The organism is Dokdonella sp. (assembly GCF_019634845.1).
Classification (GTDB): Bacteria; Pseudomonadota; Gammaproteobacteria; order Xanthomonadales; family Rhodanobacteraceae; genus Dokdonella_A.
The window spans coordinates 20,779-42,257 of the sequence record NZ_JAHCAQ010000008.1 but is presented as its reverse complement, the minus strand read 5'-3'; the positions used below and the strand labels follow the sequence as shown (position 1 = coordinate 42,257).

General features: G+C 68.2%; 15 protein-coding genes and 1 tRNA gene. 6 read left to right on the top strand and 10 right to left on the bottom strand.

Annotated features, from left to right (window positions below):
* Window positions 1-23 precede the first annotated feature (23 nt).
* The gene (locus tag KF903_RS07330; RefSeq protein ID WP_291213125.1) at window positions 24-1,490 is read left to right on the top strand and encodes a tetratricopeptide repeat protein; all 1,467 of its coding nucleotides are present in this window, start codon (window positions 24-26) and stop codon (window positions 1,488-1,490) included.
* 111 nt (window positions 1,491-1,601) lie between these two features.
* Here KF903_RS07330 and KF903_RS07325 read toward each other — a convergent pair whose 3' ends face one another.
* The 6 genes from KF903_RS07325 to KF903_RS07300 all read right to left on the bottom strand — a co-directional run bounded on the left by KF903_RS07325 (window position 1,602) and on the right by KF903_RS07300 (window position 12,566).
* Window positions 1,602-2,405, bottom strand: a complete 804-nt coding sequence (locus tag KF903_RS07325) for an MnmC family methyltransferase (protein ID WP_291213382.1) — start codon at window positions 2,403-2,405, stop codon at window positions 1,602-1,604.
* Window positions 2,406-2,488: 83 nt separating this feature from the next.
* Entirely contained in the window at window positions 2,489-4,372 is a 1,884-nt protein-coding gene (locus KF903_RS07320) for a peptidase M61 (protein WP_291213123.1), read from the bottom strand.
* A gap of 231 nt (window positions 4,373-4,603) precedes the next feature.
* On the bottom strand, window positions 4,604-4,780 hold the full coding sequence (locus tag KF903_RS07315; protein WP_291213120.1) for a hypothetical protein: 177 nt from the start codon (window positions 4,778-4,780) through the stop codon (window positions 4,604-4,606).
* Window positions 4,781-5,011: 231 nt separating this feature from the next.
* Window positions 5,012-5,656 carry a hypothetical protein gene (locus tag KF903_RS07310; RefSeq protein ID WP_291213117.1) on the bottom strand — a complete coding sequence of 215 codons (645 nt, stop codon included), beginning with the start codon at window positions 5,654-5,656 and terminating at the stop codon, window positions 5,012-5,014.
* 214 nt (window positions 5,657-5,870) lie between these two features.
* Window positions 5,871-12,077 (bottom strand): choice-of-anchor J domain-containing protein, encoded by a 6,207-nt coding sequence (locus KF903_RS07305; RefSeq protein ID WP_291213114.1) that lies wholly within the window; start codon window positions 12,075-12,077, stop codon window positions 5,871-5,873.
* 412 nt (window positions 12,078-12,489) lie between these two features.
* Window positions 12,490-12,566, bottom strand: a tRNA-Pro gene (locus tag KF903_RS07300).
* Between the two features lie 139 nt (window positions 12,567-12,705).
* Here KF903_RS07300 and hisS point away from each other — a divergent pair.
* On the top strand, window positions 12,706-14,094 hold the full coding sequence (gene hisS / locus KF903_RS07295; protein WP_291213111.1) for a histidine--tRNA ligase: 1,389 nt from the start codon (window positions 12,706-12,708) through the stop codon (window positions 14,092-14,094).
* Window positions 14,095-14,141: 47 nt separating this feature from the next.
* On the top strand, window positions 14,142-16,028 hold the full coding sequence (locus KF903_RS07290) for an aromatic amino acid lyase (RefSeq protein ID WP_291213108.1): 1,887 nt from the start codon (window positions 14,142-14,144) through the stop codon (window positions 16,026-16,028).
* A 91-nt stretch (window positions 16,029-16,119) separates the two neighbouring features.
* Here the strand turns inward: KF903_RS07290 and KF903_RS07285 are convergent, their stop codons facing one another.
* From KF903_RS07285 to gloB, 3 genes are read right to left on the bottom strand one after another with little or no spacing between them, the layout of a single operon-like run.
* Complete coding sequence (locus KF903_RS07285; RefSeq protein WP_291213105.1) at window positions 16,120-16,653, bottom strand: hypothetical protein; 534 nt, start codon at window positions 16,651-16,653, stop codon at window positions 16,120-16,122.
* Window positions 16,650-18,053 (bottom strand): lytic transglycosylase domain-containing protein, encoded by a 1,404-nt coding sequence (locus tag KF903_RS07280; protein WP_291213102.1) that lies wholly within the window; start codon window positions 18,051-18,053, stop codon window positions 16,650-16,652. The genes KF903_RS07285 and KF903_RS07280 overlap by 4 nt, the downstream gene beginning before the upstream one ends.
* Window positions 18,050-18,811 carry a hydroxyacylglutathione hydrolase gene (gene gloB / locus KF903_RS07275; protein ID WP_291213099.1) on the bottom strand — a complete coding sequence of 254 codons (762 nt, stop codon included), beginning with the start codon at window positions 18,809-18,811 and terminating at the stop codon, window positions 18,050-18,052. Before gloB ends, KF903_RS07280 begins: the two co-directional genes overlap by 4 nt.
* Window positions 18,812-18,912: 101 nt before the next feature.
* Here gloB and KF903_RS07270 point away from each other — a divergent pair, with 101 nt between their 5' ends.
* From KF903_RS07270 to dnaQ, 3 genes are read left to right on the top strand one after another with little or no spacing between them, the layout of a single operon-like run.
* A complete protein-coding gene (locus tag KF903_RS07270) occupies window positions 18,913-19,599 on the top strand; it encodes a class I SAM-dependent methyltransferase (protein ID WP_291213096.1) in 687 nt (228 codons plus the stop codon).
* On the top strand, window positions 19,596-20,060 hold the full coding sequence (gene rnhA / locus KF903_RS07265; protein WP_291213093.1) for a ribonuclease HI: 465 nt from the start codon (window positions 19,596-19,598) through the stop codon (window positions 20,058-20,060). Before KF903_RS07270 ends, rnhA begins: the two co-directional genes overlap by 4 nt.
* On the top strand, window positions 20,057-20,755 hold the full coding sequence (gene dnaQ, locus KF903_RS07260) for a DNA polymerase III subunit epsilon (RefSeq protein ID WP_291213090.1): 699 nt from the start codon (window positions 20,057-20,059) through the stop codon (window positions 20,753-20,755). The genes rnhA and dnaQ overlap by 4 nt, the downstream gene beginning before the upstream one ends.
* A 9-nt stretch (window positions 20,756-20,764) precedes the next feature.
* Here dnaQ and KF903_RS07255 read toward each other — a convergent pair whose 3' ends face one another.
* Window positions 20,765-21,469, bottom strand: coding sequence for a protein phosphatase 2C domain-containing protein (locus KF903_RS07255; RefSeq protein WP_291213087.1), 705 nt, complete (start codon window positions 21,467-21,469; stop codon window positions 20,765-20,767).
* Window positions 21,470-21,479 lie beyond the last annotated feature (10 nt).

Sequence of the window (21,479 nt, the reverse complement as noted above, 5' to 3'; positions counted from 1 at the left end):
TCGCCACCCGCAGATGACCGCCCATGGCCGACCCACGCCTCGAATCCTGCCTTGCGCTGCACCGCGCCAACCATCTTGGCGAGGCCGAAGCCGGCTATCGCCAGTGCCTGGCCGCCGGCATCGACGCCGCGCTGCCGCTGTCGGGGCTGCTGCTCCAGCAGGGGCGCCACGCCGAAGTGGTCGATCTGCTCGAGCCGCGGTGCACGACGCGCGTCGACAACGCCAACATGGCGATCAACCTGTCGATCGCGTTGCGCAAGACAGGTCGCAACGATGACGCCCTGCGCCATGCGCGGCAGGCCAGCGAGCTGGCGCCGCAGCAGCCGGCGGCGTGGAACGCGCTGGGCCTGGCCCAGCTCGAGAGTGGTGCTGTCGCCGACGCACTGCATGCGTTCGACCGTGGTCTGGGCCTGGCACCGGGTCACACTGCGCTCGAACTGCATCGCGCCAAGGCCTTGCGCCGGCTCGACCGGCATCGCGAGGCGATCGCGGTGCTCGAGCGCGTGGTCGGCGCTGCGCCGGACCTGCTCGAAGCCTGGCGCGATCTGACGTCGGCACGCAATGCGCTGGGCTTGTACCCGGCCGCGCTCGACAGCGCGACGAGCGCCTTGCGGCTGGCGCCGAACGATCTGGATGTCGCACTCGAGCACGCCGTTGCCCTGCTCAATGCGGGCCAGACCGGCAACGCGATCAAGCGTCTGGAGAAGCTCGAGGCCGATCCGCAGACGTGGATGTGGCTGGCTCAGGCGCGCCTGCGCGACAACGACGTGGCCGGAGCGCGCGCCGCCTACGAACGGGCGGCCACGCACGATCCCGACAATCCGTTCATCCGTCACTTTCTTGCCGCGATCGATGGTCACTTGCCCGAGGCCGTGGAGACCGACTACATCCGCAAGCTGTTCGACGATTTCGCGCCGCGCTTCGAATCGACGCTGGTCGACGCGCTGGCCTATGGCACGCCGAAAACGATCGCGCAGTTTCTCGAACGCAGCGGCGTCACCAGCGCGCAGGAAGTCCTCGATCTGGGCTGCGGCACCGGACTCATGGCTGCCGAATTGGCCGCGCCGGGGCGCAACATCGATGGCCTGGACCTGTCCGAGCGCATGCTGACCCAGGCCCGTGCCAAGGGCATCTATCGCGCGCTGCATGCAGCCGAACTGCTCGAGTTCCTGCGCGGCAGCGAGCAGCGCTGGGATCTCGTGCTGGCGGCCGACGTATTCGTCTACGTCGCCAGGCTCGAACCGGTGTTCGCGGCCATCCACGACCGCCTCGCCGTGGGTGGGCATTTCGTGTTCTCGGTCGAATCCAGCGATGGCGCCGACACGCAGTTGCCGCCGCAAACCGGGCGTTACCGCCACGCACCCGATCAGCTCGAGCAGCAGTTGCTCGCGGCCGGTTTCAGCGACGTGCGGCGCGAACCCTTGACCGTGCGCATGGAGGTGGGCCAGCCCGTGCGCGGTGAAATCATGCTGGCGCGCCGCGGCGACTGAAGCGGCGCGCGCGACAGCGGGGTCGACGCTGCCGCGGCGTGTGGTCGACAGCCAGTCATTGCAGGCGCCGCGCCGCTGCCGCCGTTCCATCGCTGCAAGGCGTCGCCGTGCTCAGCGCGGCGCGCGGCGGGTCGCCAGCACGCCGTCGAGCGCGCGTTCGCAGGCGAAGCCGGCCCTGGTCAGCCGCCGCGCCACTTCGCCGGGCAGGTCGCGGCCACCGCGTCGGCTATTGGGCGCGCCGGTGTAGTGGAACAGGCGGCCTCGCGGGCGCAGCACGCGCGCGAGGGCATCGTAGAAGGCCTGCGCATACAGTTCGCCGGCGATGCCGAAACGTGGCGGATCGTGCAGCACCGCATCGAACGACGCGGCGGGCAGGTCGCCGATGTGGGCAGTGACGTCACCGTGCATGAGTTGCAGGCGATCGGCGAGCGCCGCGTCGCATGGATCGGGCGACCACGGGTTGAGCGTGCGCAGCCACAGCACGTCGGCGTTCTTTTCGAACGAGACGATGCGCGTCGCGCCCGCTTCGATGGCGGCGCAGGCGAAGTAGCCGAGGCCGCCGCAGGTGTCGAGGATGACCTTGCCGCGCGGCGCCACCAGGGCCGCCTTGCGCTGGGCGTCGGCATACGGCGACAGCTCGGCGCTCGGCAGCATCTTGATGCCATCGATCTCGAAGGTCGGCGCGCCCCACTGCGTCGGCACGAGCTTGATCAGTGAGCGGTCGTAGCGCTGGATGGCGACGAATTCCTCGCCGTCGAAGGCGTAGATGGTCCGCTCGCGCAGCGCAGCAGGCCACGGATAGTCGGCGCCGCGCCAACACCAGCCAGTCGTGGCAAGCCTGACGCACTCCTCGCTGCGGCCGAGGTCGAACGAAGCCGTCCACGTGCTGGCGCCGTTGCGGGCCGCATCCTGCATTGGCGCCAGCACTGCCTGCGTCAGCAGCGGGCCGCGCGCGGTACCCGCGGTGGGCGATGGCGCAGTCGTTGGCACCTGCGGCCTCAACGTGCCTGCAGGATCGCGCCGAGACGATCCGGTGTGCCGGTGATGCGCTCCAGGCACGGCTCGCGCGGGCCGTCGCGGTATTCGAGGCTGACGGTGCGGTAGTCGTCGCCACGCCGCACGAGCAGGCGGATCGGTGTCGCGTCACGCTGCGCGGCGAGCAGGGCCTGTTGCACGCGCTGCCGGTTCCAGGCCGTATCGTTGACGGCCACCAGGTAGGTGTCGCGCGCGAGTCCGGCGCGCCAGGCGGGGCTGTCCCACAGCACGGCATCGAGGCGGCCATCCGCGTTGGCGATCCGCAACCCCAGTGAATAGCTGAAGTCGCTGACATCATGGGCCGCTTCGGCATCGGCGATGGCCGCGTTGCGCTCGGCGCGATAGCACAGTCGCCATCCCGCGCGGGCGAGCGCCGCCGCCGTGTAGTCGGCATGGGCATCGAGGCGCTCGCGCAGGAAGGCTGGCCAGTCCTCGCCGGCGTGCAGTTGCGTCAGGGCCGCGCCGATGTCGGCTTCGCGGTAGGTCGACAGCGTGCGTGGGCTGGGACCGCCGGCGAAGAAGCTGCGAGCGAACGCGTCAAGCGATCGACGATTGGCCGACAGCTCGCGCAAGCGTGCATCGACATCGAGCCACAGCAGCACCGACTCGTCGTAGAAATCGTAGCTGCGCTGCCAGTCTTCCCAAGCCTGCGGCGCGTCGTTGAACTCGATGATGCCCTCGTTGACGGTGTCCTGCAGGTCACGCCAACGACGACCGCTGCGGTGCTGCGCGGTGGCGGCGAGCATGGCCAGAACGGCCTGGGTCTGTTCGGCGTTGCGCAGGCGGGCGCGCGCCGACAGCACGAAGGCCCAGTACTGGGTCTGTCCCTCGTACAGCCACAGCAACTCGTTGCGCATCGGCGTGTTGTAGTCGGGCGTTGCCGTCAGTACGGGGCGGCGGTACTTGCCGTTCCACGCATGCACGTACTCGTGGGCGAGCAGGTCATTGTCGATGAACGGCGATTCGCCGAGCAGGTAGCCGGCAGGCTGACCGTTCTCGCTCGATTGCAGGTGCTCGAGGCCGATGGCGCTGAACTGCGCCGAGGTGGCGAGCAGGAAATCGTAGTGGGCGAACGGACGCGCGCCGAACACGCGGTCAGCCTGGCTCACGAGCGCCTTGTGCGCGGCCAGCACGGCAGGCGTGGCCTGGAGCAGATCCGGCGAGTCGGCCATCGCCTGCAGGCGTACCGGTGCCTTGCCGTCATCGAGCGTGAAGCTGCGCAGATGGCGTGCCGCGTACAGCGGCGAATCGACCAGGGTTTCGAGCGTGGTCGGCGCAAAGCGCACCGTGTCGCCACTCCGTTGCGCGCCATCGAGCGCACTCGCGAACGACCAGCCCGTCGGCAGGCGTACCTGTGCCTGCACCGGGATCTGCGCCACTGGCCGACCGGCCGGATACAGCACGACTCGATGCCACTGCAGCGCCAGCATCTGCGTCGTGGTGGCAATGCGCCCCTGGTTCGCTGCGGTCGGCGAGAAGTACTGGAACTCGATGTCGAGCGCCTGCGCCCCCGGCGGTATGTCGACGTGGAACGCATACATGTTGGTCGGATCGCGTTGCCAGCGCAGCACGCGATCACCGCTGCGCAGGCTGAGGCCCGCGATCTGGTTGATCGCGCCGGTCGGCGCATGGTGGCCGGGGATCCATTGCGGATAGAGCAGGGTGAGCGGGCCCGGCTCGACCGCGATGTGCTGCTCGACGCGCTGGATGTTGCGGTCGATGTCGCTGACGTCGACGCGTAGCTCGATCGCCACCGGCGTCGGCGTCGGTGATGGACCGGTGCCGGCACCAACGGCGGTGGACAGCCACAGCGGAAGCCACAGACAGCAGCGGAGCGGGTTGGGCATGCCGAAATCCTCCAGGACGCGAGCGTCATGATAGCGGTCGTCGGCGGATGAAGCGGCGCCACGCCAGCTCGCTTCGGTGCCCGGCGCGTGGGGTAGCGGGCGTTTTTCCGCCATTGCCGATTGCCGGTGCCGGTTGAGGCATGGGTCTGCCGTCGCCGACAGCGCAGATGGTGCTGCAAAAAAAACGGCCCCGTCGCCGGGGCCGTCGAAGTGAAGCCGGATGTCGCGTGATCAGGGAATCGTGATCGCCGCGCCGGTCTTGTCGTAGGCGTACTCCAGCCACTGCGCCGGATAGCCGTCCGGCGAACCCGTGGTCATGTGGATGTAGCCATAGTTGAGCACACCGGTGTCCTCGTTCTCGAACGCGATGCCGATGTAACCGTCGGTACCACCGATCCAGTTCGCCATCGGAATCGACGCGGCACTGATCGTCGAGTTTAACCGATCGTGTCGCCCGAGTGCATAATCGCGCAAACCCGTGCCGCTCCGCGTCATCTCACGCCACCGACCGCCAGCGACGCCGCGTCGCCGTACCAGTACACATACATGCCGTCAGGTCGCAGATGCTGGCGCATCCACTCGCCCCGGCATCGTAGGCGTCTCCGAACTGGGCCCGCCACGAAGTCGAACGTGCTGCCGTCACCATCCTGCACCAGCACGGTTGATGTTGCGACGATGGCACACACTGCTGACTTCGAAGCCATCGCAGAAGACTTCGTCGGTACCGCCGTTGCAGAACGCCGGCGGCGGTGCGGTGACCGTCACGCTGACCGGGATCGCGACCAGGGTCTGGGTCGGGTCGTTGGTGGTGACGCACAGCTCGGCGCTGTAGCTGCCCGGGATCAGGCTGCCTGCCGCCGGGTTGACCGTGATCGTCACCGCGGTGCTGGCGCCGCCATTGACCGTGCCACTGGCCGGGCTCGCGCTCATCCAGCTCAGCACCGCACCCGTGCAGGTGCTGCCACCACCGCTGGTCGCGGTGGCGCGGATGAGCCAGTTGCCAGCCAGACCGAAGTCGTCGATCACGTCGACCATGTCGTTGTTGCGCCGAGGTTGTCGACATCGGCTCAGTGGCGGCGCTGGCAACCCATTGACATGCCAGCTGACCGAGTCTTGATCATCGATCGCCGCTGGCAGTAACGCGGCGTGTAACCGCCTGCGAGCGCCCGGCTGGTCGACGAAGCCGAGGTAGACGTCGCCTGCGCCGGGCACCGCACGGTTCGTGGTGCAGGTCTCGAACGCGTCCTCGCTCGCGATCGTCGCCGAGCTGGTCGCTGCCCACACGTACCGCGTTCACGGGTCACCATCGGCGTATCGTCGTAGCATTACTAACAGGTTGGGCTGTGCGCCGATCATGGTGCCGCCTTCGACGGCAATGGCCACATGATCGATGCTGGCTGATCGTCACTGCTCGATCACCGCGAAGCGGTTGATGACCATCGTACCGGCCTTTGGTGGCCATGATCCTGAGCCCAGGCCGATCGAGTCCGTAGCCTGGTCATCCCCACTGCGCGTGGTCGCCATGCCGGTGAGCGGCAGCGTGCCTGCTGCCACCCGAGCGACCACCGGCGGCCAGGCTCACGGGCTGCAGGTTGACGCGCGGTGCAGTGGCGCGCGCGGTCAAGGCACTGGCACGTGCGCGTGGGAGCATGGCTGCGCGGCTGTCGATCGAGAACGTCAGCGGATCATGCCCCGCTGCGTTGGCGATGTTGAGCGTGTCCGTGGCGGTCTGATCGGCCTGCACCGTGAACGCGAACGAGGTCGGCGTAAACGTCGCCAGCGGCGGCGGATACGCATTGACCGTCAGCGTCGCTGTCGCGGCTGCCGCGTTGTTGCCCTGGTCGGTCTGCAGTGCGCCGGCGGCGATCGTGTTGACGTAGCTGCCTGGAGTGCTGGTCGACACCGTGATGTCGACCGTGCACGAACCATTGGCGGGAATCGTTGCTCCCGCGGGCAGGGTCACCGAAGCCATCGGTGCAGGCCGCGAACCACCGACACCGAGCAGACAGGTGGTGGTGGCACCGCTCACGGACAGGCCGCCCGGCAGCGCGTCAACCAGCGGTGCCGTCAGTACCGCTGGCGTCGCCGCGCTGTTGCTCAACGTGATCGTTGCGACGCTCGACTGGTTCACGAACACGGTATCCGGCGTGAAGCTCTTGCTGACCGTCGGCGGCGTGGTGCTCGCGGTCACCGTGAACGATACCGGCACGGTCGTCATCGCGTGGGCCGCATCGTTGGTCGCCACGCAGACGTTGGCCGTATAGGTACCGGCCGCAAGGCTGGCCGCATCCGCGGAGACCGTCACGTCCTCATTGGCACCGGCCGCGACCGAACCCGCTGCCGGGTTGACGCTAAGCCACGGAATGTCGGTCGGCAGCGCGCAGCCGCTAGCCGTGCCATTGTCCACCACCAGTCGGTCGATACCGATGATGTTGGAGTTGTCGCCGCTTGGGCCGCCGCTGGTGACGAAATAGCGGAACGCGATGCGACCGGTGCCCGATGTGGGCAGACCCGTCAGCGTGAATTGGGTCCACGTGTCGGGGTAACCATTCACGCCAGTCGGGTCGGGACCGGACTGCAGACTCGGATTGATCGTCAACAACAATGTCGTGTAGTTGCCGACATCGGTGGCACCGGTGCCGAAGTTCGTGCAGTCGCCGCTCGCGCATACGCGCACCTCAAGTCGGTCCGCGTACCCCGCGCCGGTGGCTGTGCGCGTGTAGAAGCTCGCGGTCGAACCGGGGTTGAAGGTGATCTCCGAGGTGAGCAGCCAGTTACTGATCGTGCCCGCACCCGTGGTGCTGTTGAAATTGACCAGGGCGCAGGAGTTCGGATCGCCATCGTAGGCCGGCGGGATCGCCGTGCCGCCGCACTGCGACCAGCTCGAAGCACCAACCGGAGAACTGTGGTTGGCCGCGATCCAGCCGCCGGAAAGCAGACCCGGGACGTCCTCGAAGCCTTCGTTGATGACGACGGCCAATGGCTGCGGGTTGGCGCGTGGCGCAACCGCCGGCGAGACCTTGCCGTCACGCGACAGCACGGCCGGCGAATTGGCGGCCGCGGGGATGGTGGGCAGATGCGTGGCGCTCTCCGCAACGGAGTACGTGAGCGTGCCGCCACCCACATTGGCGATGTTGATCGAGCTGCTGTCCGAGGCGCCTTGGATCGCCGTGAACGACAGACTCGCCGGCGTGATCGCTGCCGACGGATTGGCCTCGAAGTTCGCGACGACAGTGCAGCTTGCCGTCACCGGGTTGGTGGTGAACGAATTGCCGGTGAGCGTGCCGCCGCAGGTGCCGGTGACGCTGAGCGCATGGAAACCGGCCGCCGGGGACAGCGTGAACGTCTTGGTGCCACCGACGTTGACTGATTGTGGCGTGCTCGGCGAGATCGTGCCCGAGCCTGACCCCACGCTCGGCGTCACCGTCGGGAATGGACCGGGTACCGCTACCGTGATCGCGTTGCCGGCCTTGTTCCAGCAATAGTCACCCATCGTGGCCGGGTAGCCGCTCGCGGAGGTGGTCGTGAAGTGCATGTAGCCGTAGCAAGTCGGCGCCGTGCTGCAGGCGAAGCTGAATCCGAGGTAGCCGTCCGCACCGGCGCGCCAGGCAGTCGGCGCACCGCTTCGGGCAAACGTCGAAGCAGGCCCGATGGTCGCGCCCAGCGCCAGCACTGCAAAGGTGCCGCCCTGGGTCACGCCCGCATTCGCCGTGGGTGACGGCCAGTAGAAGGTGAGGTTGGCCGACCCATACGGATTGAAATGGGCACCTGCGAGGGTCGCAGTGTCGCTCCATGCGCCGGTTTCCCAGTTGATGTAGGTGCCGTTGCTGGTCTGCATCACCGCATGGTTGAACGCGTTGCACACGATATCGGAGCCGCCGCCGGCGGGCTTGAAGTTGGCGACGACGCTGCAGTCGGCCGTGATCGCGTTGGTGGTGTAGACGCCGGTGCCGCTGTCGAGCGTGCCGCCGCAGTCGCCGCCGACGTTGTCGATCTCGTAGCCGGCATCGGCCGTCAGCGTGAAGGTCGTGGTGTCGCCGTCGTTGACCGTCTGCGCCGCGCTCGGCGAGATGGAGCCCGACGGCGTGCCGACGCTTGGGGTGACGGTGTGGGTCACCGGGCCGCCGCAGGTATTGGCCGGCGCTGCCGAGTTGCGCGGCACCAGGGCCGCGCCGGAAAGCACGTCGAAGTCGGCATTGTTGTTGTCGGTATCCTGACAGCCGGCGCCCTTGCGCACGCCGCCTTGCTGGTTGGTCAAGGCCGTGCCGTTGTTGATCGCCGCGCCGCCTTCCGCATTGTTGGAAGTTCCATACGCCGCCAAGTCGACGATGTTCGCGTGTGGCAGCGCGCAAGGCGTGGTCGTGGCACCGCAGCCAAGTGCGGTGACGACATTGGCCAAGGCCACCTTGCCGCTGGTCCCCGACATGGTGAGATTGGTCGTCGTCAGGTCAGCCGTCACGGGCAAGGCCAGTCCGCTGCTGCCGGCACTGCTGAGCTGCACCAGCAGGTACTTGCCGGGCGCGATCGAGGTGGCGGCCGGGAATGCGTAGATGTTGGTTGCGCTGGAGCCGAATTGGCCTGTCGCCGAGCCGTACTGCAGCGAGTAGCCGGCCAGGCTCACCGCGCTGGTGCCGGGGTTGAACAACTCGACGTAGTCGTAGAGGTAGTAACCCGCGCCGCCGCCGCCGCCGCCATACACCTGGCTGATGCGCACATGATCTGTGCCTGTCGGCGCAGGTTTGAAGTTGGCCACGACGGTGCAGTCGCCGGTGATCGCGTTGGTGGTGTAGCTGTTGCCGGTGAGCGTGCCCGTGCAGCTGCCACCGACGTTGTCGATCTCATAGCCGGCATCGGCCGTCAGCGTGAACGAGGCGGTTCCGCCGTTGCTCACGGTCTGTGGGTTGCTCGGCGAAATCGTGCCGGACGGGGTGCCGACGCTCGGGGTGACCGTCCAGGTGATTGCCTTGAAGTTGGCCACGACGTTGCAGTCGCCCATGATCGGGCCGGCGGTGAAATAGTTGCCCACCAAGGTGCCCGGGCAGCTGCCACCGATGTTGTCGATCTGGAACCCGGGATCAGGCGTGACATCGAAGCCCAACAGTCCGCCTGCGGTCACGCTGAACGAGCCGAGTGGCGAAATCTGACCGGAGCCAGTGCCGACACTCGAGGTCACGACCGGGGCCGTCACGTTGACTTCGTCGGCGCCGATGTCGGGCGTGGTCGCGCTGCGGACGCCGCCGTCGATGTCCGAAATGACCGTGGCGATCGGCGTGCCCGCGTCGACGACGGGGGACGAGGCTGCGCTGATGTGCAGATCGGTGGTCGACACGAACAGCGGATCGGCTGCGATCGAATTCGCGTCCTGGCCGCTGGCGGTCTGCCAGTCGCCGAGCGTGGCTCGCGCCGCGCCGAGGAAGCCAACCGAGCCGGTGCCAGGGAAATAGTCGTTGTGGTTGATGGTCGAGAACACCGCGTTCGTCGCGCCGCTGTAGATCGCGTAACGGGTGCCCGTGGTCTGCGTCGTGGCGAAGATGTTGTTGCGCAGATCAAGCGAACCGGTCGCCACGGCTGCGGCGATGTTGATGGCCGCGGGCAGGCCGCCATTGGTCTGGTTGGTCGCCAGCAGCACCGAGTTGTAGTACAGGTTGTAGCCGCCACCGGAGGCGACCATGATGCCGTAGCCGTTGTCGACCGCGCCGGCGCCAGCCGCGTAGCCCATCGAGGCGACGTCGCTGACGAAGTTGTTTGCCACCGTGAGGTTGGAGGCCGTCGACGTGGCAGCAAGGTAGATGCCGTTGCTGCCGTAACCGGTAGCGTTGGTGTTCTTGATGTCGCTGATCCGGTTCCTCCAGATTTCGCCTCCCGCCACGGCAAGCGCGACCTGGATGCCGCTGGCCGTCGACGTGCTGGCCGTCGTCACGCCCATGATCACGTTGTCGGCGATCACGAAGTCCTGAGCATTGCCGATCAGCATGCCGCGGTAGCTGAGCTTGTCGGCAACGGTCGTCGAGCCGAAGGTGTTGCCCTCGATCAGCCAACCCGCGTCGAGCGTGGTGGGACCGCCGCGCAGGTACAGCGCATTCTGCACCTTGGCGATCAGATTGTTACGGATCATGTTGTTCGAGTTCGCGGCCTCGGCATCGCCACCGAAGGTGGAGCCGCTGGAGAGGATGCCGGCGACCGTGGTGCCAGCGCCGTTGATGATGCAGTTCTTGAAGGTGTTGTCGGTCGCACCATTGCCGGCAGCCGTGCTGTGGACCCAGATCACGACGCCGTCGGTCGCAAGGTTGGTGATGGTGAGGCTCTGGTCGGAACCACCGCTGAGCGAGCCGTCGATCGTGACACGATCGGTGCCGTTGAGCACGATGAGACCCGTGCTGGTCGCGGACGTGCCCGAAATGACGCGCGCCGCGCCGGTCGGCCTGATCGTGATCGTGAAGTTGCTGCCGGCCGGCTGCTCGCCGGCTTGGTTCAGTGCGATCGCGCCGGTTTCTGCCGTCAGGTCACCGGCGATTTCGATCACCACATTGCCCGACAGGACGTTGCCGTTCAGGGCCTCGAAGAGGCCGCCCGCATTGGTCAGCGACGGATATGAGCCCGGCACCTGGTAGGTGCCCGACATGAGTTCGGAGATCCGGTAGCTGTTGATGCTGCCGCCGATCGGGAAGGCGCTGGCGTCGAGGGCGACGCTCGCAGGGGCCGCGGCGAAGCTGCCATTGTTGATGCCGACCAGCGGCGTTGCGGCAAGATCCTGCGCGACCACGAAGTACTGCACGGTCTGGCCGGCGCTGACGCCGCTGCCGCCATTGAGCAGCGCGTAGTTGATCGTGAAATCGAACGGCGAGGTCGCGCCGTTGGCTTCGACGTACTTCCAGCCGTCGGTGGCGCTGGTGTTGTCGTTCCAGGTGTTGGCATCGCCGGAGCGCTTGAAATAGAGGCGCGGCGCCGTGCCCGGTGTGGTGTTGACGCCGTCACCGTCGGTGATCGCCACGCCAGTCAGGCTGCGGTCTGCGGTGCTGAGCGTATTGCCCAGCGCCGTGTAGGTAATCGCCGGGGGGAAGTTCGGTGGCGTGAACGTGAACGTCAGTCCGGAGCTCGGCAGCACGCTCGTGCTCAGCGCCATCGTCGCGGTATTGGTGGTGCCGGCGGTCGAAGCCGACCAGTCGGTGGTCGTGGTGCGATTGCGGAAATCAGCGTTGCTGGCGCCGCGAATGCCGACCTGCGGCGTGCGGGCAGTGCTGTTCTTCAGAAACGAGCCGTACACGAAGTCGATCTGGTTGCTGCCTTCGTGCAGCTTGATCTGGAAGTTGTAACTTTCGGTCGAGGTGCCGGAGTAGTAGGCCGCGAAGTCCTTCCACTGCACGGTCAGGACGCGGTTCGGGCTCGCCCCGGTGACCTCGGACGAAACCGAGCCAGTGGCCAAGCCCTTCAGGTCGAAACCGAGCGCCGCCAGGTTGTTGTTCGAGGCCGCGGCATTGCTGATGGGCAACCGGTTGTAGGTGCAGTCCATCGTTGCAGCGAGCGCCAAGTGGCCGTTCGCGCAAACGCTGAACTGGGTGACGGTGCTGCCGTTGTAGACGAATCCGAAGCCGATGCTGAGGCCTTCTGCCTTGCCGTCGTCCACTGCGCCGGATAGATGGGTCGTGGCGCCGCCGCCCACTTCGGTATAGGTGCCGGTCGACTGGCTGAAGGTGTACGCGTTCACGGCCGTCGGGCCGGTCGGCACACTGGCGATCACAATCTCGCCGCGAGTGTCGAGCGCGTTTGGGTCGGCGGCAGTCTTGCCGTCGCCCGCCATCACATGCGATGCCAGCGACGGCATCAGGAACGTCAACAACGCAAGCGTCGACGCCCGCACAGCAGTACGGAGCTTCATTGATTCCCCCCTAGGTTCCCAGTTAACCGGCATTCAATTTGCAGGTCGCTGGACGTTAGCATCACTCTTGATCGTAGGGAAGGCGCAGTCGAAGCCGGTCGGGTGTGTGCATCTGCAGCAATGGGCAAGCCGTCGTCGCGGCGGTCGCCCATGGCGCCAGCACGGGTCGCGGGGCGATGGAGGTCGGGCCCGGAAACGACTTGGGCCGCCCTGATCGGGCGGCCCAAGTGCTCGGCAAGAGTGGTCGGGGTGACAGGATTCGAACTTGCGACTTCTACCTCCCGAAGGTAGCGCTCTACCAGGCTGAGCTACACCCCGATCCGGCCCGCCGTTGCAGCGGGGCGCGCATTGTATCGGGGAGCGTGCGAGGCTTGCAACCGCGTCCATCTGCTACGCTTTGCGGCCGCTTTTTTCCGCCGCTGCGCCGCTGCGCAGCCGTTGCCGCGCAAGGATACCGATGGCCCTGACCCAAGCCCGCACCATGCCTGGCGTGCTCGAGCTGCTGCCGCTCGACCAGGTCGCTTTCCAGGCAATGCTCGATGCGATCCGCCGCAACTTCGAGCGCTTCGGCTTTCTGCCGATCGAAACCCCGGTGATGGAGTACTCGAACGTGCTGCTCACCAAGCAGGGCGGCGAGACCGAGCGCCAAGTGTATTTCGTGCAATCGACCGGCGCATTGCAAGCGGCGCGCGAGGGCGAGGTGCCCGAGTTGGCACTGCGCTTCGATCTGACCGTGCCATTGGCGCGCTACGTGGCCGAGCACGAACATGAACTCGCGTTCCCGTTCCGGCGCTACCAGATGCAGCGCGTCTATCGTGGCGAGCGCGCGCAGCGCGGGCGCTTCCGCGAGTTCTACCAGTGCGACATCGACGTGATCGGCAAGGACGGCCTGTCGGTGCGCTACGACGCCGAGCTGCCGGCCGTCATCTACAACGTGTTCCGCGACCTCGATATCGGCCCGTTCACGATCCAGCTCAATAACCGCAAGCTGATGCGCGGCTTCCTCGAGCGGCTCGGGCTCAGCGACGCCGAACGGCAGGGCGCGGTGCTGCGCGAGGTGGACAAGCTCGACAAGCGCGGCCTCGACGCCGTGCGCAATACGCTGACCGGCGACGGCTTCGGCATCGACGCCGCGGCGGTGGCGCAGCTGCTCGACTTCGTCGGATTCCGCTCGCGCTCGTTGGCCGAGGCGCTGGCCCGGCTCGATGTACTCGGCGGCGGCAATGCCGCGCTCGAGCAGGGTCGCGAGGAGCTTGCCGAGGTGCTCACGCTCATCAGGGCCTTCGGCGTACCCGAGTCGCACTACGCGCTCAACCTGTCGATCGCGCGTGGCTTGGATTACTACACGGGCACGGTCTACGAGACCACGCTCAACGACCATCCGCAGATCGGTTCGATCTGTTCGGGCGGGCGTTACGAGAACCTCGCCAGTCACTACACGAAGTCGAAACTGCCCGGCGTGGGCATCTCGATCGGCGCCACGCGCCTGTACTGGCAACTGCGCGAGGCCGGCCTGCTCAAGGCGGCGCACAGCACGGTGCAGGCGCTCGTCGCGCAGATGGACGAAGCCGAGCTGCCACGCTACCTCGAGCTCGCCACCGAGTTGCGTGCCGCCGGCATCAACACCGAGGCCGTGGTGGAGCCCGGCAAGCTCGCGCGGCAGTTCAAGTACGCCGACCGCGCCGGCATCCGCTTCGTGCTCGTGCTCGGGCCCGACGAAATCGCCAAGGGTACGGTGACGGTCAAGGACCTGCGCAAGCAGGACCAGTTCGAGGTCACCCGCAACGAACTGGCGGCCACCTTGCGCGTGGAAATCGAGCAGGCGGCCGTCATGCCGTCGCGCTGACGCCACCGACCACGCCCCTGTCAGTCGACCAGCGAGCCAACCCAGCCATGTCCACGATACGTCTCGACGGCCACAGTCTCACCCGCGACCAGCTCGTCGCCATCGCGCACGGCGGGGTGCGCGTCGAGCTCGATGGCGATCAGCTCACGCGCGTGCAGCGCGCGGCCGATTTCCTCAGCGACAAGGTGCGTTGTGGCGAGCCGATCTACGGCGTCACCACCGGTTTCGGCAGCAACGCCGACAAGCTGCTCGGTGCGCACCGTGCGCGCGATGAGCTGCCCGGCGGCAACCCTCAGCCGCGCAGCGAGAGCCTGCTCGAAGAGCTGCAGCACAACCTCATCATCACCCATGCCGTATGCGTCGGCGAGCCGTTTCCGGCCGAGGTGGTGCGTGCGATGCTCGCGATCCGCATCAACACGCTCATGCGTGGCCATTCGGGCATCCGGGTGACGACGCTGGCGGCGCTCGCCGAGCTGCTCAACCGCGACGTGATTCCGCTGATCCCGCGCAAGGGCTCGGTCGGCGCGAGTGGCGATCTGGCGCCGCTGTCGCATCTGGCGATCGTGCTGCTCGGCGGCGGCGAGGCCTGGGTCGGCGGCGAACGCGTGCCGGGTGCGCAGGCGCTGGCGCACGTGGGCTTGGCGCCGGTCAGGCTGTCGTTCAAGGAAGGGCTCGCGCTCAACAACGGCACCGCGCAGATGCTCGCCACCGCGGTGCTCGCGCTCGATCGCCTGGGCAAACTGCTCGACAGCGCCGACCTTGCGGCGGCGATGACGCTCGATGCCTTCGCCGGTCGCAGCGGCGCGCTGCGCGAGGAAGTGCATGCGCTGCGTCCGCATCCGGGCCAGGTGGCGAGCGCGCGGCATCTGCGCGAACTCGTCGCAGGGTCGACGCTGGTCGACATTGCCTACCACCTCGTGCCGCGCTTTCGGACCTGGTCGGCCCAGGCGTGGAGCGAACCCGCGCAGCAGGCGCTCGGTTTCGACATCTGTTGGGACTGGGTGCCACCCTCGCAGCGCCACGGCCGCGAGGCGTTTTATCAGCGCTTCCAGCCGTTCCGTGGCGGCAAGAAGCACCAGCCGCAGGATGCCTATTGCCTGCGCTGCATGCCGCAGGTGCATGGCGCGGTACGCGATGCGCACGCACAGGCCTGCCGCATCGTCGACATCGAGCTCAATGCGGTCACCGACAATCCGCTGATCTTCCCCGACGCGGCCGATGCGCGCGCGATCGAAGAGCAGGTGATCTCGGCCGGACACTTCCATGGCATGCCGCTCGCGTTGGCGATGAGCTATGTGAAGGCTGCGATCCCGGTGCTGGCTTCGATTTCAGAGCGACGCCTCAACAAGCTCGTCGATCCAGCCACCAATGACGGCTTGCCGGCCTTCCTGATCGGCAACGAGGATGGCACCGACTCGGGTTTCATGATCGTGCAGTACACCGCAGCGGCGCTCGTCAACGATCTCGCCACGCGCGCCCATCCGGCCAGCGTGTACTCGGTGCCGACCAGCGCCAACGCCGAGGACCACGTGTCGATGGGCGCCAACGAGGCCCGCCATGTGCTGGAGATGACCGACGACCTGGCCCAGGTGCTCGCCTTGGAGCTGTACACCGCGGCGCAGGCGCTGGACTATCGCCAGGACATGCTCAATGCGGCACGCGCACTGGCGGCGCGCGGCGATTGGCGCAGTCTTGCCGCCAAGGTCAGCAACGCGCCCGAGTCGACGCATCCCGATCGCGCGCAATTCGAGGCCGAAGTGCGCGCGCTCGCCGATGCGCTGGCGCATGCCGCCGATTTCCACGCCGGCGCCGCGGTGCGCGAGGCGCATGCGCAGATCCGCGCGCGGGTGGCGTTCATGGCGCGCGATCGCGCGCTCGATGGCGACGTGCGTGCGATGTGCGACTGGATGGAAGAGCGCCTGCGCGGCGACTGAGCGGTCGCATGTGCGTGCACGGCGCTGCCGGGCATCGGCTGCGGTCGAGCCTGACTGCCAGATACCGGCCGCGGCCGACGACCTCGTGGTCTCAATGCGCGGTTGACTCCGGTGCCGGCCACACCGCGTCGACCACGGCCTCGCTGTGCGCCGGTCCGCCCAGCTCGCGCAGGGCGCGCGTCCACTCGTCCGGGCGCGGCTGGGACTGGGTGGTGGGCGCCGCGCCCCAGGTGCTGATGCTGAGCGCGAACACCACGCTGCCGCGCGCGACCGCAAACGGCGGCACCTTGCCGAGCGCGGCGGTGAGTTCCTGTTCGGTACGCGCGGGCAACCGGGGCCACAGGTCGAGCCACACCTTGCTGCGCCCGCCGGGCCGCACCGCGAGCACGATGTAGCCGCTGGTCGCGCGCTGCGGCTGGGGGGCGGCGGAGATCACCTGGTCTGCGGCCGTGCCGATGGCGCGTACATAGTCAGTCATGGCGGCGGCGCCATCGATGACGCGTTCGCGCAGCACCTGCTCGGGCTGCAGCAGGAGCAGTCCCTCCAGCGCATAGGCTTCGACGGCGCGCGCGGGCAGGGCCGGCATGGCGAGCAGCGCCAGCACCAGCACGCCGCGGCCGGTCATGGGCTGGCGCCTGCGCGCGTCGGCAGTGCCTCGCCCGGCGCGGCCGCATCGACCGTGGCGGCATCGTCGGCCAGCCGCAGGCGCATGCCGATGCGCAGCGTGCCCAGCGCATGGGGATTCAGCTCGCGCAGCCGATGCAGCGACAGGTCATGGCGCCGCGCAATGCTCCACAGCGTGTCGCCGGCGGCGACGACGTGGATGGCGCCGCCATCGCCCGTGCTCGCGCGCGCCGAGCGCTGCATTTCGCGCCCGGGCAGCAGCAATCGCGTGCGATGGCTCACGCTGGCATCGACCGCCAGCGCGTTGGCGGCGGCGAGCGCCTCGGCGGGAATGCCGGCCGTGCTGGCCCAGGCATCGAGGCGGCCGCTGCGTCCGGCCACTTCCTCGTGCCAATCGTTGCGCAACTCGGCGGGAATCGCCGGCAAGGCGGCCTCGAAGCGCTCGACACGATCCTGCGGCAGCAGCAGGCGCAGCGGCGCGGCCGCGGCCATGCGGTCGTGGCGGTAGGCCGCGTTCCAGCGGCGCACTGCATCGGTCGGCAGCCCGGCCAGGCGCGCCGCGACGCGCAGGTCGAGCGGGGCGTCGAGCTCGAGCGCAACCAGACGCGTGGCCGCGCTGGCCTGCGGCAGCTTCAGTCCGAAGCGGGCCGGGTCCTCGATGATGCAGGCGAGCGCGAGCAGGCGGTCCAGGTGATCGTGGCTGACCTTGTCCAGGCGCAGCTGGCCCAGGTCGTCGGCGTTGAGCGTGCTGCCGTCGCGTTCGCCGAGCAGCTTGCGCACGCGGAACTCGCCGGCATTGTAGGCCAGGTCGGCCAGGCGCCAGTCGCCGAATTTCTCGTAATAGATGCCGATGAGGTCGAGCGCCGCGCGCGTCGAGGCCAGCGCGTCGAGGCGCGCGTCGTAGTCGCGGCCGACGGCGAGTCCCTGCAGGCGTGCGGTGGCGGGCATGAACTGCCACATGCCACCAGCGCCGTTGCCGCGTGGCGCGAGTGGCTGGTAGTCGCTCTCGACGAAGGGCAACATCGCAAATTCGCCGGGCAGGTTGCGTGCGACCACCTCGTCGGTGACCAGTTGCACGAATGGCAAGGCCTGTTCCCAGCTGGCCTGGAAATGACGCGGCGATCGCGTGTAGGCGCGCAGCCAGTGCTGCACCTGTGGCCGATAGTCGCAGCGCTGCATCTGGAATTGCTGGCGCAGGCGCGACCACGGCGGGTCGGCGTCGGCCGCGCTGGCTGCCGGCGGCGCGGGCTTGCTGGCGGGTTCCGGCGCCGGCAACGGTGCCGCTTCGATCACGCTGGCCGTCGGCGCCGCGACGCGCGGCGCGTTCGGTGCGCAGGCGACGAGCAGCAGCGCCAACGACGCGGCCAGCGTGGCCAGCAATGGCGCTCGCGTGGCCTTCATGTCGAAGCGCCCCGGAACTCGTCCTTGCGGCGGCGCAACTGCGCGAAGCGCTCCACACGCGAGGTGGCGGGAATCGCCGCGACGATGGCGGCCGCATCCACGCGCAGGAACGGATTGCAGGCAAGCTCGTCGGCCAGCGTCGAGGGCAGGCTCGGCTCGCCGCGTGCGCGCAATTCGCGCACTGCGGCCTCGCGCGCGGCGAGCGCCGCATTGCCGGGCTCGATGCTGCGCGCGAAGGCGCAGTTGGCGAGCGTGTACTCGTGGCCGCAGCACAGCCGGGTGGTGCCCGGCAGTGCGGCCAGCCGATCGAGCGAGGCCAGCATCTGCGTGGGTGTGCCCTCGAACATCCGGCCACAGCCGACGCTGAACAGCGTATCGCCGCAGAACAGCAGATCAGGCCCGACGTAGGCGAGATGGGTCATGGTGTGGCCCGGTACCGCGATCACGTCGAGGGCGAGTGCACCGCCCGTCAGCTCGATGCGGTCGCCGTCGGCCACGCGCACATCGGCGCGGCCGATGCGCGCGTCGACGGGGGCGTGGATCGGCGCGCCGGTGGCATCGGCCAGCTGTGCGGCGCCGCCGATGTGATCGGCGTGATGATGGGTGAGCACGATCGCGCGCAGGCACCAACCCCGCTGCGCCAACGCCGTCTGCACGGGTGCCGCTGCGCCCGGATCGACCACGAGCGCGTTGCCGGCCGCATCGGCGCACAGCCAGATGTAGTTGTCGGCGAGAGCGGGCAGGGCGAGCAGTGACATAGGCGGCGGACTATAGGTGCCGGCCACGGCGCAATCGTTAAGCTCGCGTTAGGCGCGCTGCGTCCGCGTTACACTGTGCGCTGCAATCCGGATGCCTGCCCGTGATCGTTGGCCCCGACAACCTGTTCGCACTTCCGCAGACGAGCGCGCTGCTGCAGGCCGAGCTGGCGTGCGTGCCCGAGCTCGCGCGGCAACGACCGGCCGGACGTGCCCTCGTGCTGCAGCCAGGCGCGGCGCAGCGTGGGCTCGAACTCGACGTCGGCCACCTGCGCGCGGTGCGCCTGCATGCGCTCGATGGCCTGCTCGGCGGCGATGTGACCTGCGCCGCCGACGCGCTGCCATTCGAGGGTGATGCGTTCCAGTTCGTGGTCGTGCAGCACGTCGGCGATGTGTTGCCGGCCGCGCACGGGCTGCCGGCGGAACTTGCCCGCGTGCTGGTGCCGGGCGGCAGCTTGCTCTGGTTGGGTTTCAACCGTTGGAGTCCGTGGCTGGCGTGGCTGCATTGGCAGGCACGCGGCGGACTCGCAGCGCCGACCGCGAGCCGCACCGAAAGCGTGCGCCGATTGCTGGCCGGCGCCGGGCTCGAAGTCGGTCCGGCAACGACCCTGGGTTCGTGCTGGCCCTCGCAGGGCGTCGACGACGGTGCGTTGGCGCCGTTGCGTGCAGTGTGGCGCGTCGTGGCGAGCAAGCGGCAGACGATCCTGACGCCGCTGCGGCCGCGGCGGCGGCGCCCGCAGGTGGCGGCGCGACCCTCGCTGGCGCTGCCCAGCCGGCGCAGCAGCGCATGACGAGCGCGCGCGACCGCGTCGAGCTGTTCACCGATGGCGCGTGCCTGGGCAATCCTGGCCCTGGCGGCTGGGCCGCGCTGCTGCGCGCGGGGCCGCACGAGCGCGAGCTCAGCGGCGGCGAGGCGCAGACCACCAACAATCGCATGGAGCTCATGGCGGCGATCGCCGGGCTCGAGGCACTCAAGCGCCCGTGCACGGTCGATCTCACCACCGACTCGCAGTACGTCAAGCGCGGTGTCGAGGAGTGGATGGCGCGCTGGCGCGCCAATGGTTGGCGCACGAGCGATCGCCAGCCGGTCAAGAACCGCGACCTATGGGAGCGCCTGTCGACCGCGCTGGCGTCGCACGCGGTGCGCTGGCATTGGGTCAAGGGCCATGCCGGACATGACGACAACGAACGCGTCGACGTGCTCGCACGCACGGCCGCGCAGACATTCGCCACGATGGGGAGCGAGCCATGAGGCAGGTCGTACTCGATACCGAAACCACCGGCCTGGAAGTGCAGCGCGGCCACCGCGTGGTTGAGATCGGCTGCGTCGAATTGGTGCAGCGCCGGCGTACCGGACGCGACTTCCACACCTGGCTCAATCCCGAGCGTGCGATCGACGAAGGCGCGCGCGCGGTGACCGGAATCAGCGACGAGTCGCTGCGCGACAAGCCGAAGTTCGCGCAGGTCGCCGCCGAGTTTCTCGCCTTCATCGACGGCGCCGAGCTCATCGCCCACAACGCGGGTTTCGATATCGCCTTCCTCGACGCCGAGTTCGCGCGCGCCGGCATGGAGCAGATCCGGCTGGCGCAGCGCAACCCGGTCATCGATACGCTGGAACTGGCGCGCGAGAAATTCCCGGGACAGCGCAACAGCCTCGATGCGCTGTGCAAGCGACTGGATGTCGACAACAGCCATCGCCAACAACATGGCGCCTTGCTCGATGCGAACCTGCTGGTGGAGGTCTATCTTGCGCTCACGGCGGGACAGGGTGCGCTCGGCTTCGGTGACGAGGCCGGCGACACTCCGGTGGCACGCCGGGCTTCGTTCCACGTGGGTGCGCGGCCGATGCTGCTGCGCGCCAGCGAGGCCGAGTTGGCCCTGCACGAGGCGCGCCTGGCGGTCATCGACAAGGTGGCCAAGGGCCAGTGCGTGTGGCGGCGCGAGTAACGCTCGACGTCAGACCTTGCGCACGAGCACCACGGTGACGTTGTCCGACCCACCGCCATCGAGTGCAGCCAGGATCAGGTGATCGACACATTCCTGTGCGCCCAGGTCGCTGCGCGCGAGGATTTCGGCGATGGCCGGATCCTTGACCTCTTCGGTGAGCCCGTCGCTGCACAGCAGAAGTTGCATGCCGGGTTTGAACTCGCCGCGCACGCTTTCCACGCGCAGTGCCTGCGGGTCGGTCACGCCCAGCGCCTGCGTCACCACGTTGCGATGCGGATGGTTGCGCGCCTGTTCGGCAGTGATCGCGCCTTGCGCGATGAGTTCCTGCACGTAGGAGTGGTCTTGCGAGAGCTGCCGCAGTTCGCCGTCCCACAGGTAGATGCGGCTGTCGCCGACCCAGGCCACCTCGTACCCGTCGCCCTTGGCCACGCGCACGGCCGCGATCGTCGTGCCCATCGGCAGCGCTTCGGAGCGTCGCGTCGAGTGGCGGATGATCTCTTCGTCGGCCAATTGGATCGCGCGCACGAGTTCGGTGCCGCTGGCCACCTCGCGGGTCACGGTGTCGCGCGCAATGGCGCTGGCGACCTCGCCGTGCTCGTGCCCACCCATGCCGTCGGCCACCAGCCACAGGCCCAATGCGGGATCGGCCTGGTAGGTGTCCTCGTTGTGCTCGCGGCGCAGGCCGACGTGGGTGCTGTGTCCAAACTCGATCATGCGCACGGGG